Genomic DNA, 16,669 nt, shown 5'->3' with positions numbered 1-16,669 from the left:
TAGTATAGAATGATATTCTACACAGAGGATGTTTCGCCGAGGTGATGCCAAAATTGAAGAAGTACATGCCTTTCACTTACAAAATGATGATTCCCTACCTGCTGCTGGTTCTCCTGACCGATGTTGTCATCGGTTATATCTCGATTACCATGCTGACGAATTCCAGAACAGAGATGGCGGAGTCCAACATCCGGACAGGGATGGAGCAGGCCCGAAATAATATCCGCTACCAGATGGACGAGATCCAGCGGATGTCGGATAATCTGTTCGGCAACCCGCAGTTTCAGCGGGCGCTGGAGCAGAAGGGGACGCCGTTCGAGATTTATCTGGCCATGATCGATGATATTGTTCCGCAAATTACGGCGCCGCTGCAGCTGTTCGGCAACGATATCCGGTTCATGCTTTATTCGCCGAACAGCGACCTGACAATTATATCCGGCGATAACCTGAATGAACCGATCTATGACAGCGATTATTATATTCTGCCCCTGCAGGAAATATCGGGCAGCGGGTGGTACCAGTCTCTCGAGGGGAACAGGCAGGACAATGTCTGGCTGCAGGTGGATACAGACCGGAAGCTGGACAATCTCTCCCATGTCCGCAGACTGGTCAACTTCAGCGACAACAAGACGCTGATCGGCTTCGTCCGGATTACGGTCTCGCTGGAGGATCTGTTCGGCGGCTTCGACACCTTCCCTGTGGAGGAAGGAATCACCCTGAGGCTGGTAGAGAAGACGGAGGAGTCCATTCTGTTCCAGCGCGGGCCGGCCGATTCCGATGCCGAGCGCAACCAGTTTCTCACCCTGTATGAGCCGATTCCGGCCAGTGACTTCGTTATTGAGGCGATGGTGCCGCAGGAATATCTGACCCGCGATGCCGTCCGGCTGCGCAATGTAATCATCGTAGCCTGTACGATCGGCTTTCTGGTCATGGCCTTGATCGGTTTCGGCGTAGCGCGGATCTCCGGGCGCAAGATGAACCGGATCGTCGGGTTAATCCGTTCCTTCCAGGAAGGGAATTTGCAGAAACGGATCCACTTTTCCGGCAATGACGAGTTTGTGCAGATTGCCGATTCTTTTAATGACATGGCAACCAATATTCAGGAGCTGATCAACAGAGTCTACGTGCAGGAGATCCAGAAGAAGCAGGCGGAGCTGGAAGCCCTGCAGGCGCAGATTAATCCCCATTTTCTCTACAATACGCTCTCGACCATCAGCAGCCTGGCCAATCTTGGGGAGATCGGCAAAGTGACGGAGATGGTCGAGGGATTGTCGCAATTCTACAGGTTGACGCTGAACCAGGGGAATGTGTACATTGAGCTGGAGAAGGAGCTGGAGCAGGTGGGAACCTACCTGGACATCCAGCGGGTCAAATATGCGGGGGCCTTCACGCTGTATGTCGATGTGGACGAGGACATCAAGCATATGCAGGTGATCAAGCTGGTGCTGCAGCCTTTTGTGGAAAATATCTTCAAGCATGCCTGGTTTGACGAATCCGTCGCGATCCGGCTGACCGGCCGCAGAATCGGCGACGCCATTGAACTGAAGATAATTGATAACGGCATCGGCATGCGGCCGGAGGATGTCGAGCGGATGATGCAGGGACCGACAACCGGCGGGGGGTTTGGGGTTAAGAACGTACACGAACGGATCAGACTGAGATACGGGGAGCCGTACGGCGTGACCATTGCCAGTATCTACGGGGCGGGCACTACGGTCCGGCTGCTGCTTCCCGCCGGTCTTAAGGAGAGCCAGGAGACAGAAGAGCAATTCCTCTTATAGATTACCGGGCAGCATCTTTTACAGGCACAGGAGGAAGTGAATGGAATGAGCATCAATGTAATGCTGGTGGACGATGAGGCTGTGGATTTGGAGTGGCTGCGGCGCAGAGTGCTGGCCAGTGAACTGGATATTGAAGTAGTGGGGACAGCCAATAACGGGTTCAATGCCCTGAAGATTATGGAAAAAGAGCAGGTGGATGTGATCCTGTCCGACATCCGCATGCCCATTATGACCGGAACGGAGTTCGCGCGCCGGGCCAAGGAGATTGATCCGAAGACGAAAATTGTCTTCATCAGCGGCCACGAGGATTTCAGCTATGCCAAGGAAGCCATTGAGATCAATGCCTCCGGGTATCTGCTAAAGCCGGTCAAAGCCAAGGACCTGTACGATATGCTGAAGTCCTTGTGCCTCTCCATTGAACAGGAGCGGGAGCAGAACCGGTCCTTCAACGAAGCACTGTCGCTGATCCATAAGGAGCTGATCCTGCGCTGGTTCGAGGAACTGGACCCGGAGCCCGCCGAGCCGCATTTGCGCAATGCCCTGATTCCGCTGCTGCTCAAGGGAACGGCCGCAGCGATTGTGGAGATCGATGACCTGGAATGGAAGCTCAAGGACTTGTCCGAAGAGGAGGCCCGCGCGAAGACGCGACAAATGGCCGGATGGATGAAAGCTGGTGTCGAGGAGGCCCAGATCGGGACCCTGATTGCGGCTCCGCAGCACCGCTTCGTGATACTGGGCAGTCTGCCGGAGGACAGCTTCCTGAACCTGCTGGGAGAGCTGGTCCGCAAGGCGGCGGAGTCCTCGCTGTTCACTGTGACCGTCGGCGTCGGCCGGTACGCCCAGACGGAAGCGGGCCTGCATGAATCGTATCAGCAGGCGCTGGCCGCACTCAGCGCGAAATGGCTGCTCGGCAAGAACCGCCTGATCCGCGATAATCTGGAGCCGGTGCCGCGCGGGACGCCCGGCGCCCAGGTGGAACAGACGGTAGACCAGCTGCTGGAGGCCATTATTCAATACGATCTGGTGGCCATCGACGACCGGCTGCTGGAGCTGTTCCTGCATGCCGGCAAGAAGGATGTCTATGAGCTGATCATCCGGATCACCTCCAAGCTGCATGCCGATCTGCAGCAGCAGAACGAGAATCTGTACGAGCTGCTCCAGTGGGAATCCCATCAGCCGGAAATCCTCTTCCAGTTCGAGACCATACATGACATTCTGTCCTGGATGAGACGCCGGTTCTTTGAACTGTCGGAGCTGCTGTATGTCAAGCGGCAGCGGCAGAAGCGCAGACTGATTGATGAAGTGACTAAGTATGTGGAGGAGAATCTGGAGCAGAAGATTACGCTGAAGGAAGTAGCTGCCCATTTTAATTTCACGCCCAATTATCTGGGGTTTCTGTTCAAGGAAGATTACGGCCTGCCCTTCAATGACTACGTGAAGGAGCGCAAGATTAGCCGGGTGCTGGAGCTGCTGAGAGATCCCACCCTCATGGTCTATGAGATTGCCGAACGCATGGGCTATAAGAATCTGATCTATTTCAACCGGCAATTCAAGCAATTGACCGGGATGACGCCGGGGGAATACCGCAAGAAACATAAAGTATAGCGAGCAGAACGTTGCCCGGACCGCAGAGAGCGGCCTGGGCAACGTTCTCTTTAACATATAAAAATTTAAGAATCTTCGGGTCCCCGCAAAGTACTTGAGTCAGCCTCCATGTAAAGGCTCTACTTTGTGGGGCTTTTTTTATATCATCGTTGGAAAAGTATTAGGATTTGTTGGCTTGCTCAATCCACAAGGCCTTGCGGCCTCTTTATACTAATTACATAGAGAGATTGAGGACAGGAAAGGGGATTCGAGATGAAGCAGAATAAATACGGGTTCTGGTATAAGGTCAAGAAACATAGAACCTTGCTTCTGATGCTGACGCCGGCGGTGCTGTTTTTTCTGATCTTCGCCTATGTACCGATGGCGGGGATCGTGCTGGCATTCAAACAATACAACTACAGCGGCGGTGTTTTTCACAGTCCGTGGAACGGGCTGGACAACTTCAAGTTTTTCTTTGATTCCGGGGATGCCTGGCGCGTAACACGCAACACGGCGCTGTACAATATTGCTTTTATTGTTGTGAATAATGTACTGCAAATATTTGCCGGTATCCTGCTCTTCGAAGTTGCGGGAAAATGGTTCAGGAAGATCACACAAACGATACTGTTCCTGCCATACTTCATTTCCTGGGTTGTAGTCGGCGCCATTGCCTACAATCTGTTCAACTTCGATGTCGGCACGCTGAATGTGCTGCTGAAGGGACTGGGCATGCAGCCGGTGGACATTTACAATACTGCCTCCTACTGGCCGTTTATTCTCGTCATTGTATCCGCATGGAAGGCGCTGGGATACGGAACAATTATGTATCTTGCAGCCATCACCAGCATTGATACCGAAATGTACGAAGCGGCCCAAATTGACGGTGCGAACATCTTCCAGCGCATTATGAAGATTACGATTCCGAACCTGATTCCTACCGTAATCATTCTGGTGCTGCTGGCGATCGGCAACATTTTCCGCGGCGACTTCGGGATGTTCTACAACATGGTCGGCAACAACGGCCTGCTGTTCTCATCCACCGACGTTATCGACACCTTCGTATTCCGCTCGCTGACCACTTCCAATGAAATCGGAATGTCCGCTGCGGCCGGCTTCTATCAGTCCCTGCTGGGCTTTGCGACGATCATGCTCGCGAACTATGCCGTACGCAAATACGATAAAGACCGCGCACTGTTCTAGAAAAAGGAGGTAGCTCAAGTGAGTTCAACTACGGCAAAAATTCCTGCAACCAAGGCACACAAGCGTGCCAATATAGACAGGCTGACGCTGTCCCTCGTCGGATACGTTACCCTTACCCTGCTTGCCATCTTCTGCATTGTGCCTTTCCTGCTGGTGATCTCGGCATCACTAAGCGAAGAAAGCTCAATTATAGAGAAGGGATTCCAGCTAATCCCGTCCAGCTTCTCTACCGAAGCGTACAGCTTGCTGTTCAAGTATCCGGCTGATATGCTGAGAGCTTATGGCGTGACGATCACGGTTACGGTCATCGGCACGGCGCTGGGATTGTTTCTGACCTCGATGACGGCGTATGTGCTGTCCCGGAGAGATTTTGAGTGGCGCGGGGGCTTCTCGTTCTACTTCTTCTTCACCACCTTGTTCAGCGGCGGGCTGGTGCCTTCGTACCTGCTCATCATTAACTTCCTGCACCTGAAGGACACACTGCTGGTGCTGATTCTGCCGATGCTCCTGAACGTGTTCTATATCATCGTCATGAAGTCGTTCATGAGCAGTATCCCTGATGCGATTACGGAATCCGCCAAAATCGACGGGGCCGGCGACTTCCGGATCTTCCTGCAGCTGATTATTCCGTTGTCCAAGCCGGCACTGGCAACCATCGGATTGTTCATCGCCCTGGCCTACTGGAATGACTGGTATAACGCGCTGCTCTATATTTCGAAGTCCGAGCTGATGCCGCTTCAGTATTACCTGTACAAAATGCTGGGCAACATGGATGGTATGCGCAAAGCAATGATGTCCTCCGGGGCGGTCGTAAATTCCGATCTGCCGACGGAAAGCCTCAAGATGGCGATGACGATTGTCGCTACCGGGCCGATACTGTTTGCTTATCCGTTCATCCAGAAATATTTCGTTCAAGGTCTGACCATCGGTGCTGTCAAAGGATAATTCCGGGGCAACCCGGTTATCAATATATTTCTGCAAACCAATTCATCAACAGGGGGAATACAGGTCATGATGACTAAGAAAAAGAAACTCTCCGTTACACTGGCAACTATGATGGCGCTGGGCTCGATTCTCAGTGCCTGCGGCGGAAACAATGCCGCCAATACCGGCGCAGAAGCAACGAACGCTCCGGCTAATGCTACAGAAGGGGCAGCCGCCAATTCCGGCGCCCCGGATACATCCAAGGAAGTCAAGCTGAAGATGATCCTGGTCGGCGGCCAGCCCGGTGACTACGATAAGGTATTCGGCGAGCTGAACACCATCCTGAAAGAGAAGATCAACGCTACAGTAGAGACGGAATTCCTGGACTGGGCGGACTGGACACAGAAGTATCCGCTGAAATTTGCCGCCAATGAGGATTTCGACCTGGTGTACACCGCGAACTGGGCGTTCTATAATGACCAGGCGCTGAAAGGTGGTTTCCTCGAGCTGACTGAGGATATGCTGTCCACGTATATGCCGCAGACCTGGGCAAACATGCCGGCAGTAAACTGGGATCAGGCCAAGGTAGACGGCAAAATCTACATGGTGCCGAACAACAATGTTGAAGTAACCGATAAAGTGGTATTGTACCGTGAGGATCTGCGCAAGAAGTACAATCTTCCTGAAATCAACAGCCCGGAATCTTACGCCAATTACTTGAAAACGGTTGCTAAAGAAGAATCTGGAATCAACGCCTTCGGAGCAAAGCCTGCCGATGGCTGGAAATTCCATGAACTGGACCAGACGTTGCTGGAGCAAAACAACAATTTCAATCTGGTGGATGCCAACCTGCTGCCGCTGGCCTACAAGCTGGACGATGCTTCGGGTCAAATCTTCAACATCTATGACACGCCGGAATTCACCGAACTTCTTAAATACTACAAAGACCTGGCCGACAATGGCGCCTGGTCCAAGAACGTAGTCAGCAACAAAAATGACGTATGGCAGGATATCAAAGCCGAAAAGGTGTCCTCCTATGCACACAATCTGGGAACGGTAGCCGCCAACCTGGCTGAAATGCGCCGGGATAAACCGGAAGTTGAGCTGGGCATTGCCGATCTGACACCGGACAAGAAGAAAATCGCCGCCATCGCCACCCAGAACGGTATGTCCATCCATGCCACCTCCAAGAATCCGGAGCGTGCGCTGATGCTGATCGACCTGCTGCAGAATGACAAGGAAATTCACGACCTGACGATGTATGGCATCGCCGGAACGCACTACAATCCGGAAGGCGATGACAAGTACACTGCCGGTCCTGCAGCTGCCAACTACACCGGGTTCTCGAACTGGGGCTGGAACTCCCCGCTGAACCGTCAGGATGCAGCGTATCCGAAGGAAGCCGACGATATGTTCAACGAATGGCAGGCCAATGTGTACCACTTCCCGCTGGAAACCTTCGTCTTTGATACGGCGAACGTGAAGAACGAAGTGGCCAACATCGGTAACGTAATGCTGCGTTATGCCATTCCGCTGGAATACGGTCTGATCGACGATCTGGAGAAAGGCCAGGCCGATCTGATTAAGCAGCTGAAATCGGCCGGTATCGATAAGGTTCAAGCCGAAATGCAGTCTCAGGTAGATGCATTCCTGGCAGCTCAACAGCAATAAAGTCATGCTTCCGGGCTGCTCCAAAGCTATGCTTTGGAGCAGCCTTTACTATACAAGCAAGGTAAGTGGCTCCAGTATTTACAACATCACTCGGGGAGGTTATTAGGTGAAAAGCAGGAAAAGAGTTCTCGCCCTTATTCTATTCATGGCAATGCTTCTGTCTACAGTACCTGTCGGTGCACCGGCACAGGCGGCAGCTTCCGCCGCTCCCGCAACGTTCGCCAAAGGCGCGGATATCAGCTGGCTGCCGCAGCTGGAGGCGCTGGGATATAAATTCTACAATGACAATGGGCAGGAAGAGGATCTGCTGCAGATCCTGAAGGATCATGGCATCGACTCGATCCGGATCAGGGCCTGGGTGAATCCTTCGGATGATCCGTCCAATGGACATAACAGTACGGAAGAAGTAGTTGCGCTGGCTTCGCGTGTAAGCGCTCTCGGCTTCAGGGTGATGATTGATTTCCACTACAGCGACAGCTGGGCGGACCCTGGAAAGCAGATTACGCCAGCCGCATGGGCGGACGCGGATCTGGAGCAACTCAAGGTCCATGTCTCGGAATATACCTCCGAAGTCATGAATGCGCTTAAAGCAGCAGGCGTTACTCCGGAATGGGTGCAGATCGGCAACGAAATCAATAACGGCATGCTGCATCCGCTGGGAAGCTACAGTAATATCTCCAATCTGGTCCAGCTGCTGCAGGCGGGCTCCAGTGCAGCCAAATCGGTATTTCCCGACATCAAGGTGATTATCCATCGGGCAAACGGGGCGGAAGCGGGGGTTGATTCCTTCTATGCCGGACTCGTAGCCGCCGGTCTTCAGGACAGCGATTACGACATCATAGGGCTGTCTTATTACCCGGATGCCATTTATACCTCCTCGATTGATGAGCTGAGTGCGAATCTGAATAAGCTTGAGCAGAATTACGGCAAGGAAGTGATGATCGTTGAAGTCGGAGGGAACGTGTCCGAGGATGTGGATAGCGTTCACAACATGCTTGTTGCCGTGCAAAATAAACTTCATGCTGTGCCAAACCAACGGGGAACAGGTATTTTCTACTGGGAGCCTACGGGAATTATGTTCGACTACCCGTTATCCGCCTGGAACCGGGATGGCAGTCCGACCATTGCCATGGATGCCTTTATGGACGGTGCGGAAGAAATCAACCGCTATCCGGTGGAATCGGTAACGCTGGACAAGCTGCAGACGACGGTTGAAGTAGGCGGGAATGATCAACTGACCGCTGTCTTCAGTCCCGCGAATGCAACCTACAAGGGAGTGAAATTTACCAGCTCCAATCCGGATGTGGTCAAAGTGGACCTTTACAAGGGAACGATTTCCGGGATTTCAGCCGGTACGGCGACAGTTACGGCGGTAACCTATGACGGCGGGTTTAAGGCGGTGAGCGAAGTAACCGTTATCCCCAGCTCCAATCTGATCCATAACCCCGGGTTTGAGGACGGATTGAATTCGTGGACCCTGACAGGAGATGAAAGCGCGGTCACGATCGAAAATGACGTGTACTCCGGATCGTCGGCACTGCACTATTACAGTCCGTCTCCTGCCGAATTCACGGTAGCCCAGACCGTCACGGGGCTGGAAAGCGGAACCTATTCCTTGTCGGCCTGGGTATCCGGCGGCGGCGGTGAAGAAGTATCGGAGATCTTCGCCGGAGATGCGGCACAGAGCTTCACCAATACCGGCTGGAGAGAATGGAGCAACCCGACGATCCATAATATCGAAGTCACGGATGGAACGCTGACCGTAGGCGCCCGTTATAAGCTGGCCGATGGAGAGTGGGGTAATCTGGACCACTTCGAGCTGAAAAAAATAGACAATACCCAGCTGACAGATTTAACGGTCAATGGCGTCACGGTTTCCGGCTTCGATCCGAAGATTCAGGAGTATCATGTAGTTCTGCCTTATGGTACGGATACACTGCCGGTAATAGCGGCGGCGACCGAGGTGGGAGGAACCGCAGAGATTACTCAGGCGGCTGCATTGCCTGGCGCCGCCAAGGTAGTTGTAACGGGCGACGGGACAAGAACGTATACGGTTCACTTTACGGTGGATTCGAATCCTGTAATCAACTCAAGCTTTGAGAATGTCAAGGAAGACGGTACGCCGGAAGGATGGACCCTTCCTGACGCTACGCCGTTGACTGAGGGCTCCGCTTACACCGGAACCAAATCGCTTGGCTTCTGGAAGGAGACAGCCTATACCTTTGAGGCCTACCAGGAGCTTACCGGCCTGGCGAATGGAACGTATACGTTGACGGCCTGGTCGCAAGGCGCCGGTGATGAAGTGCAGAACGAGCTGTTCGCTGTTGCCGGTGAGCAGACACCGTTAACCGCCAGCTTTGCGAATAAGGGCTGGAATGTGTGGAACCAGGCATCGATTGAAGAGATTAAGGTGACAGACGGCAAGCTGAAGATAGGGGTAGCCCTGGATGCCAAAGCCAAGAACTGGGGCTCTTATGACGACTTCGTGCTGGTGAAGACCGGCGACGCTCCAGAGCCGCAGCCGCAGCCAGAGCCGCAGCCGCAGCCAGAGCCGCAGCCAGAGCCGCAGCCACAGCCAGAGCCGCAGCCAGAGCCGCAGCCGCAGCCAGAGCCGCAGCCACAGCCAGAGCCGCAGCCAGAGCCGCAGCCGCAGCCAGAGCCGCAGCCACAGCCAGAGCCGCAGCCAGAGCCACAGCCGGAGACGCAGGTTCCGCCAACCAGCGGAGAAACAGGCAATCCTTCTTCCGGGAACGCTGCCGGAGGCAGCGGTGCTGTATCGGCTGAGCCAGCCGTTACCGTTATCGGTAACACCGCAGTCTATAGCGTGCCGGTCAAGGCGACAACCGATGCCGCAACTGGTGTATCCACGGCTAAGCTGGATACGGCTGTCATCAGCGGATTGATCGAAAAGGCTAAAGCTTCAGAAGCAGCCGGACAGAAGACAGTTATTGAACTCAAGCTGGAGGCCGCAGCCAATGAACAGGCTATCCATTTGTCTGTTCCGAAGGAAGCTCTCAAGCTGCTGACAGATGGCACATTAGCCGATTTAAGGGTGGACACAGGCATTGCCTCAGTCACATTTGATCATCAATCGGTAGCAGCTATGAACAGTGCGGCAGCGGATAGCGAGTTCAGTATAACGAAGCTTGCCGTCTCCGGCTTCCCGGAGACGGTCCGCAGCAGCATCGGGGACGGGCCTGTAATTGACGTTTCGGTTAAGGCAGGTACCGCTGAAATGACTCAATTTAACGGCGGGACAATCCAGATCAGCCTGCCGTATGTTCCTAAGCCGGGTGCACAGATGAACGCCATTGTTGCCTATTATATCGACCAGGCTGGCAGCTTGAAGGCTGTCAGGGGAGGTTACGATGCTGCTTCGGGTACGGTAAACCTTCAGACCCGTCATCTGTCCCGTTATGCGGCAGGTTATAACGAAGTGAAATTTAGTGATGTCAGCTCCGGGCATTGGTCTAACGATGCGGTTGCTTATCTGGCGGCACGTGGGATTGCCAACGGTGTAGGCGGAAATGAATTTGCACCGGAGAGCAAGGTGACGCGGGCAGACTTCCTGATGATGGTCATGAACGCTTACGGAATCGAAACGGATGCCTCCATCACCGGTAATTTCGCCGATGCCGGAAACAGATACTATTCCGGCTATGTGGGCACTGCACGTAAATTGGGATTGGTGTCCGGTACCGGTGACAATCAATTTAAGCCGGAGGCTGTCATCAGCCGCCAGGATATGTCCGTTATGCTCTATAACATTCTGAAGCAGCTGGGAGAACTGCCCGGCGGGGAAAGTGTAAAGAGCTATGACAGCTTTGCGGATGCAGCCGCTGTATCCGTCTATGCCCAGGAGGCGATGAAGGCTTTGGTGGAAACAGGCCTCATTGCGGGAGACAATAACCGTCTGGACCCTCAGGCCCATGCTACCCGGGCACAGGCTGCGCAAATGGTATACAACGCTATCAAGTAAGGTAAGAGATAAGCTCAATGTGAGAAGGCGCCGGAAGCATTTCCGGCGCTTTTGCCGCAGGAGAATATTGACTTTCAAGGGATAAGCCATACAATGTATAGATGAATCTTGGAAGACCATAGAGTGGTTTGAGCCGGAGGTGAGCCATGGCGAATAACAGGCGGCGGGCGTTTGGGAGAAGCTTCAAATTCAGCACCAAGCTGATTATTGCCCTATCGGCCGCCAATATTCTGATTTCCAGCATTACAGGCATCATTACGTACCGCATCCATCTGTCGCTGTTCAACGAAGAGGTCAGCCGCCAATATTATATGACCACAGAGCAAATTCTGGCCCAACTGGATTCGCGGGTCAATGATATGTACCGGGTGACCGATTATATCACGCTGAATCCGTCGGTCAGCCAGGCGGTCATGGAGCAGAGTGAAGGCTCCGGCTCTTATGAACGGATGAAGCTTGAACAGCTGCTCGACAAGGAGATCTATCAGGTCCGTCTGGACGCGCCGGAGATTATGGGGATCCGTATTTATGACCTGAAAGGGAATATTCTGAACCTGGGTTCGTTCTCCGGCCGGTTCAATAATTTTACAGACTCATTTATGGACGATATGATGACAAGACTTGCGCCGACCGGCGGAGAGTACGTCTGGAGCCGCGCTGTTGAAAGCGATTTCCTGCCGGCGAATACCGCCAACGCCAATGTGGTGCTGGCCGGCCGGCTGATGCGTACGCTGGAGCTGGATACCTACGGGATCATGCTGATCCTGTTCAACAATTCGCTGTTTGAATCCCATATGAAGGATCTGCGCATCCATGAGGATACTGAAGCTTACTTATTCGATGGAGAAGGCCGGCTGGTCTACACACTGAATGGCACGGACAACCCGGAGACGCCCGTTCTGGCCGGAATGCCGGCAGCGGGCAACATGGTGCGTAAAGAGCATGGCGTGTCCTACATGTACACCCGGCAGGAGTCCGAGAAGGTCGGATTTACGCTGGTGAGCCGGGTATCCCTGGCACAGATTCAAAGCGGCAGCCGGGTGATTCTGCAGGTGGCGGTGGCTTCGGCCCTGGCCAGTCTGGTCAGCCTCTGCATCATTATTACGGTGATCAGCCGCATGCTGCTGCGTCCGATGGGCAGTCTGGTGCGGGGTATGAGGCATGTGCGGGAGGGCAGATTCGATACGCGGATAGAAATCCGCAGCCGGGATGAGCTCGGGTATTTGGGCGAGAGCTTCAACAATATGACCGCCCATATCGAGAATCTGATCTATGAAATCTATGAACGCAAGCTGAACGAGAAAGAAGCGGAGCTGAAGGCGATCCAGGCTCAGCTCAATCCTCATTTTCTGTATAATACGCTGGGCATGTTCTTCTGGAAGTTCTACAGGCTCGGTGATGAGCGGTCGGCCCGCCTGATTAACAGCCTGTCGGAAATGCTGCAGTATACCCTGGAGCCGGTCCAGCAAATGACGACGCTGCGGGATGAGCTCCGGCAGATCAACAACTATCTGGACATCCAGAAGGAGCGGTCCCCGGATTCGCTCACCGCTGAGATTACGGTACCGGAGGAGCTGCTGGATTGCCGTATGTTCCGGCTGCTGCTGCAGCCCATTGTGGAGAATGCGTTCGTTCACGGCTTCCGCAATAAAAAGACGGACCGCCGCCTCCTGATTAGCGGCCGCCTCCAGCCTGCCGGGGAAGTCGCCGATCCGCTGCTTGTTCTGGAAATCAGCGACAACGGCAGCGGGATGGCCCCGGACACGGTTGAAAGTATTCTGCATCCGCCCCCGGAGCATATACACGATAAACGGAAGCGGATCGGGACAGGAAGCGTGATCCGGCGGATTGAGCTGGCCTACGGGCCTCCCTATGGCGTTGAATTTGAGTCGGTGTCCGGCGAAGGAACGCTGGTGCGCATGAAATTGCCCTACCGGCTGCAGGAGAGTGAAGAGACGTGATTGGGAAATTGCTTGTCGTAGACGATGAGATCTGGTTCCGGGAGGGACTGGTGCAATTAATTACCGGCAACCAGCTGGGCTGGGAAGTGGTCGGCGAAGCCTCTGACGGGGAAGAAGCCATGCAGGCGGTTGCCATGTACAAGCCGGACTTAATCATAACGGATATCAATATGCCGGTAATGGACGGGCTGCAGTTCATGGAATGGCTGTCCCGCCATCATCCGGACATCAGGGTGATTATTCTGACCGGTTACCGGGAATTCGAGTATGCCCAGCGCGCGCTGCGCTATGGAGCGGTGGAATTTCTGCTGAAGCCGTTCTCGCTGGATGAAGCTTACCGTGTCTTCCGTAAAGCCTATGAGGAGCTGCGGCTGAAGCAGCTGAAACGCCGGGTCGCCAGGCAGGAAGAGCAGACCGGGCTGTTCCGGGCGGCGTTATTCGGGCTGCCCTGCGAACGGTCTCTCCGGGAGAATTGGGAACGGCAATGGCAGGGAGCCGATTTCTGTATCCTGCAGGTTCATGGCTATGAGCTGCCCGGCAAACCCTATACTCCGGGCGACATCGGCCTTCTGCATTATGCCGCAACGAATATTTTGCAGGAGCTGCTGCAGAGGCATGCCGTAGAAGGGCTTTATTTTCCGTTGCGCAAGGAAGCTTTTGCTTTCCTGCTGAAGCCCGGCTCCAGCGCGAAGACATACCGCATAGATGTCCAGGAGGCTTTACGCCGCTACATTGAGCTGAATTCAAGCTGGCTGGAGCTGGGAGCGGTGCAGCGGTTTGCCGATCTCGCCCGGCAGTACGGGGATCATTCGGGTGAAGGAAACGGCAGAATGGCGGAGACGGCAACGATCGACGGTTTCGCGCTGCTGAAGGAGGAGCTGCTGGCGCTGCTTGTGACCAGCGATCTGCCGGCGGCGGAACGCAGGCTGGAGAATTATGTGAACGAGGCGGCTTCCACCGGACTGCAGACCTGCAAATCAAGAATTTATACCCTGATTACCGTGTTCTCCAGTATTCTGCTGACCGATTTCAAACATCTCAAAGCAGCTGTAGCGGGCGAAGAATTAAGCCCTTCCCTGATTCTGAAGTTTCAGTCGGTGCAGGAGCTGGTGTCCTGGGCCAGGGAGAAATGCTCAGAGTTTACGGGCATATTCGGCGACTGGCTGAACCGGCAGCAGGACAACGCCGTGCTGCAGGCCAAGCAATACATTGAAGAGCATTATCAGGAGGACTGTTCGCTGCAGACCGTCGCTGCGCATGTACATGTCACGCCCAATTATCTCAGCAACCTGTTCAAAAAAGAGATCGGCACCGGCCTTACGAATTATGTCGCCCAGCTGCGGATCGAGGAAGCCAAGCTGCTGCTGCAGCGCAGCCGCCTGCGGATGACGGATATTGCCGGGCAGGTCGGCTTCGATAATTCCAGTTATTTCACCGTTGTCTTCAAGCAGCTCACCGGGGAGTCGCCGCGCGAATTCCGCAAGCGGGCGCTGGACCGGCGAGAGTAGAGACCACCAGACTGCCGGAACGCGACGCCAGCAGACACAGTTCCATAACAGGCTCCTGGAGCCGCCCGGCCTTGCACGCCGGGCGGCTCTTTAATGTGTAGAATTTCAAAAAAACATCGTAGGAAATTAAAAGTTCCAGCCGGGCGCACCCGGTACAATCAATGTATAAGCAATAAACAAAGAGAGTGCGATGGGAAAGGAGTACGTGATGGAGATTGCAAAGGCAGCTGCGGCTGCACAGACGAACGGTCCTGAAGCAGGGGGGAGATTCAGCGGGCCGAAATGGAAACGCTTCAAAACGAACATCCCCTTGCTGCTGATGTTCACGCCGGTCATCCTGTTTTATCTGATTTTCCGGTACGCCCCCATTGGCGGGCTGGTCATTGCCTTTAAGGATTACAACTTTTACGACGGGGTATTTAACAGCCCATGGGTCGGCTTTCATTATTTTGAGGTCCTGTTTCAGGACCCCCGGACCCTGGAAATTATCCGCAACACCCTGATGCTCAGTATGCTGAGTCTGGCCGTTGGCTTTCCGGTTCCGATTATACTGGCGATTATGCTCAATGAAGTGCGCAACATGGCCTTTAAACGGACCGTCCAGACCATAGTGTACATGCCGCATTTCTTGTCGTGGGTCATTATTGCCATGCTGGTAAGCACGGCGTTTGCCATGGAGAACGGATTGGTCAACCGGATTGTGGAACAGCTTACCGGTGAAGCTTATCCCTTCATGTACGAGAAGCTGTCCTGGGTCAGCATCTTTGTCGGATCGGGCATCTGGAAGGACATGGGCTTCAATGCCATCATCTTCTTGGCCGCTCTGTCTGCAATCGACCCCAGCCTGTATGAAGCAGCGGGAATGGACGGGGCCGGCAAGCTGCGGCAAATCTGGCATATCACCCTCCCCGGCATCCGTCCGACGATTATCCTGCTGCTCATTCTGTCGATGGGCCGGGTGATGGAGGTCGGCTTTGACCAGGTGTTCATGCTGCAGAATGCCAATGTGAACCAGATTGCCGATGTCATCAGCACCTACATCTACCGGATCGGCCTGCAGGGGGCGCAGTTCAGTCTGACTACGGCGATGGGATTATTTGAATCACTGGTGGCGTTTATCCTGGTATTTACAGCTAATACGATCGCCCGTAAATTTGACCAAGGTCTTTGGTAAGGAGGAACACCCGATGCGGGACAGCAAAAGTGAGAAGCTTTTCTATCTGATGAACTATGTATTGTTGACGATAATTGCGCTAAGTTGTATCACACCGCTCCTGAACGTAATCGCTTTATCGCTGAGCGGAGCGGATGCGGTGGCCAGTGGGAAGGTCACCCTGTGGCCGGTGGAGCTGAGCCTGTCATCCTTCGAAAGCTTGTTTACAGGAACACCGATCATGCGTTCCTTCTGGAACAGTGTGCAGATTACTTTAGTCGGAACGGCGCTGAGTATGCTCGTTACCATCCTGGCGGCCTATCCCTTATCCAGAAGGCAATTTTACAGCCGCCGTTTCTTCACCCTGGCGATGGTGTTCACAATGATCTTTAACGGCGGGCTGATTCCAACCTATCTGGTGGTGCAGAATCTCGGACTTGTGAACAGCTACGCCGCCTTGTGGCTGCCCGGTCTCGTCAGCACCTACAATATGCTGCTGATGCGTTCCGCCTTCGAGCAGCTGCCTGGAGAGGTGGATGAAGCGGCCAAGATCGACGGCTGCGGGGAGACGGGGATTCTGCTGCGGATTGTTCTGCCGCTGTCGAAGCCGATGCTGGCCACGCTCGCCCTCTTTTACGGAGTCGGTTACTGGAACTCCTTCATGAGCGTCATGATTTATATCAACGATACCGCGAAATACAATATGACCGTTCTGGTGCAGAACATGATCAAATCCACATCCATGATTCAGGACTTCGCGGACCCGACCATGCTGGCTACCATGACACCGGAAGGGATCCGTTCCGCCGCGGTCATTGTCATGATTGTTCCGATCCTGGCGGTGTATCCGCTGCTGCAAAAGTATTTCGTAAAGGGTGTTATGCTCGGTTCGATTAAAGGGTAACGGG

At 54.0% G+C, this 16,669-nt stretch carries 10 protein-coding genes; all 10 read left to right on the top strand.

Annotated elements, in window-relative coordinates:
• Positions 1 to 44: 44 nt before the first annotated feature.
• The 10 genes from F1381_RS24740 to F1381_RS24680 all read left to right on the top strand — a co-directional run bounded on the left by F1381_RS24740 (position 45) and on the right by F1381_RS24680 (position 16,665).
• Complete coding sequence (locus tag F1381_RS24740) at positions 45 to 1,781, top strand: sensor histidine kinase (protein WP_151737547.1); 1,737 nt, start codon at positions 45 to 47, stop codon at positions 1,779 to 1,781.
• Positions 1,782 to 1,826: 45 nt separating this feature from the next.
• Positions 1,827 to 3,386: a response regulator gene (locus tag F1381_RS24735; protein ID WP_151737497.1), complete on the top strand. Its 1,560-nt coding sequence runs from the start codon at positions 1,827 to 1,829 to the stop codon at positions 3,384 to 3,386.
• A 252-nt stretch (positions 3,387 to 3,638) separates the two neighbouring features.
• Positions 3,639 to 4,565 carry an ABC transporter permease gene (locus F1381_RS24730; protein WP_151737496.1) on the top strand — a complete coding sequence of 309 codons (927 nt, stop codon included), beginning with the start codon at positions 3,639 to 3,641 and terminating at the stop codon, positions 4,563 to 4,565.
• A 72-nt stretch (positions 4,566 to 4,637) separates the two neighbouring features.
• Positions 4,638 to 5,510 carry a carbohydrate ABC transporter permease gene (locus tag F1381_RS24725; protein ID WP_425495294.1) on the top strand — a complete coding sequence of 291 codons (873 nt, stop codon included), beginning with the start codon at positions 4,638 to 4,640 and terminating at the stop codon, positions 5,508 to 5,510.
• A 69-nt stretch (positions 5,511 to 5,579) separates the two neighbouring features.
• Positions 5,580 to 7,160 (top strand): ABC transporter substrate-binding protein, encoded by a 1,581-nt coding sequence (locus tag F1381_RS24720; RefSeq protein WP_151737545.1) that lies wholly within the window; start codon positions 5,580 to 5,582, stop codon positions 7,158 to 7,160.
• A 145-nt stretch (positions 7,161 to 7,305) separates the two neighbouring features.
• Positions 7,306 to 11,139, top strand: coding sequence for a glycosyl hydrolase 53 family protein (locus F1381_RS28485; protein ID WP_187355552.1), 3,834 nt, complete (start codon positions 7,306 to 7,308; stop codon positions 11,137 to 11,139).
• Positions 11,140 to 11,285: 146 nt separating this feature from the next.
• A complete protein-coding gene (locus F1381_RS24695; protein WP_151737495.1) occupies positions 11,286 to 13,100 on the top strand; it encodes a cache domain-containing sensor histidine kinase in 1,815 nt (604 codons plus the stop codon).
• Positions 13,097 to 14,608 (top strand): response regulator transcription factor, encoded by a 1,512-nt coding sequence (locus F1381_RS24690; RefSeq protein ID WP_151737494.1) that lies wholly within the window; start codon positions 13,097 to 13,099, stop codon positions 14,606 to 14,608. The genes F1381_RS24695 and F1381_RS24690 overlap by 4 nt, the downstream gene beginning before the upstream one ends.
• A 208-nt stretch (positions 14,609 to 14,816) precedes the next feature.
• Positions 14,817 to 15,782: an ABC transporter permease gene (locus tag F1381_RS24685; protein ID WP_151737493.1), complete on the top strand. Its 966-nt coding sequence runs from the start codon at positions 14,817 to 14,819 to the stop codon at positions 15,780 to 15,782.
• A 13-nt stretch (positions 15,783 to 15,795) separates the two neighbouring features.
• Positions 15,796 to 16,665, top strand: coding sequence for a carbohydrate ABC transporter permease (locus tag F1381_RS24680; RefSeq protein ID WP_151737492.1), 870 nt, complete (start codon positions 15,796 to 15,798; stop codon positions 16,663 to 16,665).
• Positions 16,666 to 16,669 lie beyond the last annotated feature (4 nt).

This window comes from Paenibacillus tengchongensis, assembly GCF_008973665.1.
Taxonomy (GTDB): Bacteria; Bacillota; Bacilli; order Paenibacillales; family Paenibacillaceae; genus Paenibacillus_AQ; species Paenibacillus_AQ tengchongensis.
This window is presented reverse-complemented; position numbering and strand designations above follow the sequence as displayed.

Coding starts and splice junctions, on each gene's coding strand:
- F1381_RS24695 (WP_151737495.1), top strand. CDS start 11,286: ATGGCGAATAACAGGCGGCGGGCGTTTGGGAGAAGCTTCAAATTCAGC.
- F1381_RS24735 (WP_151737497.1), top strand. CDS start 1,827: ATGAGCATCAATGTAATGCTGGTGGACGATGAGGCTGTGGATTTGGAG.
- F1381_RS24740 (WP_151737547.1), top strand. CDS start 45: ATGCCAAAATTGAAGAAGTACATGCCTTTCACTTACAAAATGATGATT.
- F1381_RS28485 (WP_187355552.1), top strand. CDS start 7,306: ATGGCAATGCTTCTGTCTACAGTACCTGTCGGTGCACCGGCACAGGCG.
- F1381_RS24720 (WP_151737545.1), top strand. CDS start 5,580: ATGACTAAGAAAAAGAAACTCTCCGTTACACTGGCAACTATGATGGCG.
- F1381_RS24680 (WP_151737492.1), top strand. CDS start 15,796: ATGCGGGACAGCAAAAGTGAGAAGCTTTTCTATCTGATGAACTATGTA.
- F1381_RS24685 (WP_151737493.1), top strand. CDS start 14,817: ATGGAGATTGCAAAGGCAGCTGCGGCTGCACAGACGAACGGTCCTGAA.
- F1381_RS24730 (WP_151737496.1), top strand. CDS start 3,639: ATGAAGCAGAATAAATACGGGTTCTGGTATAAGGTCAAGAAACATAGA.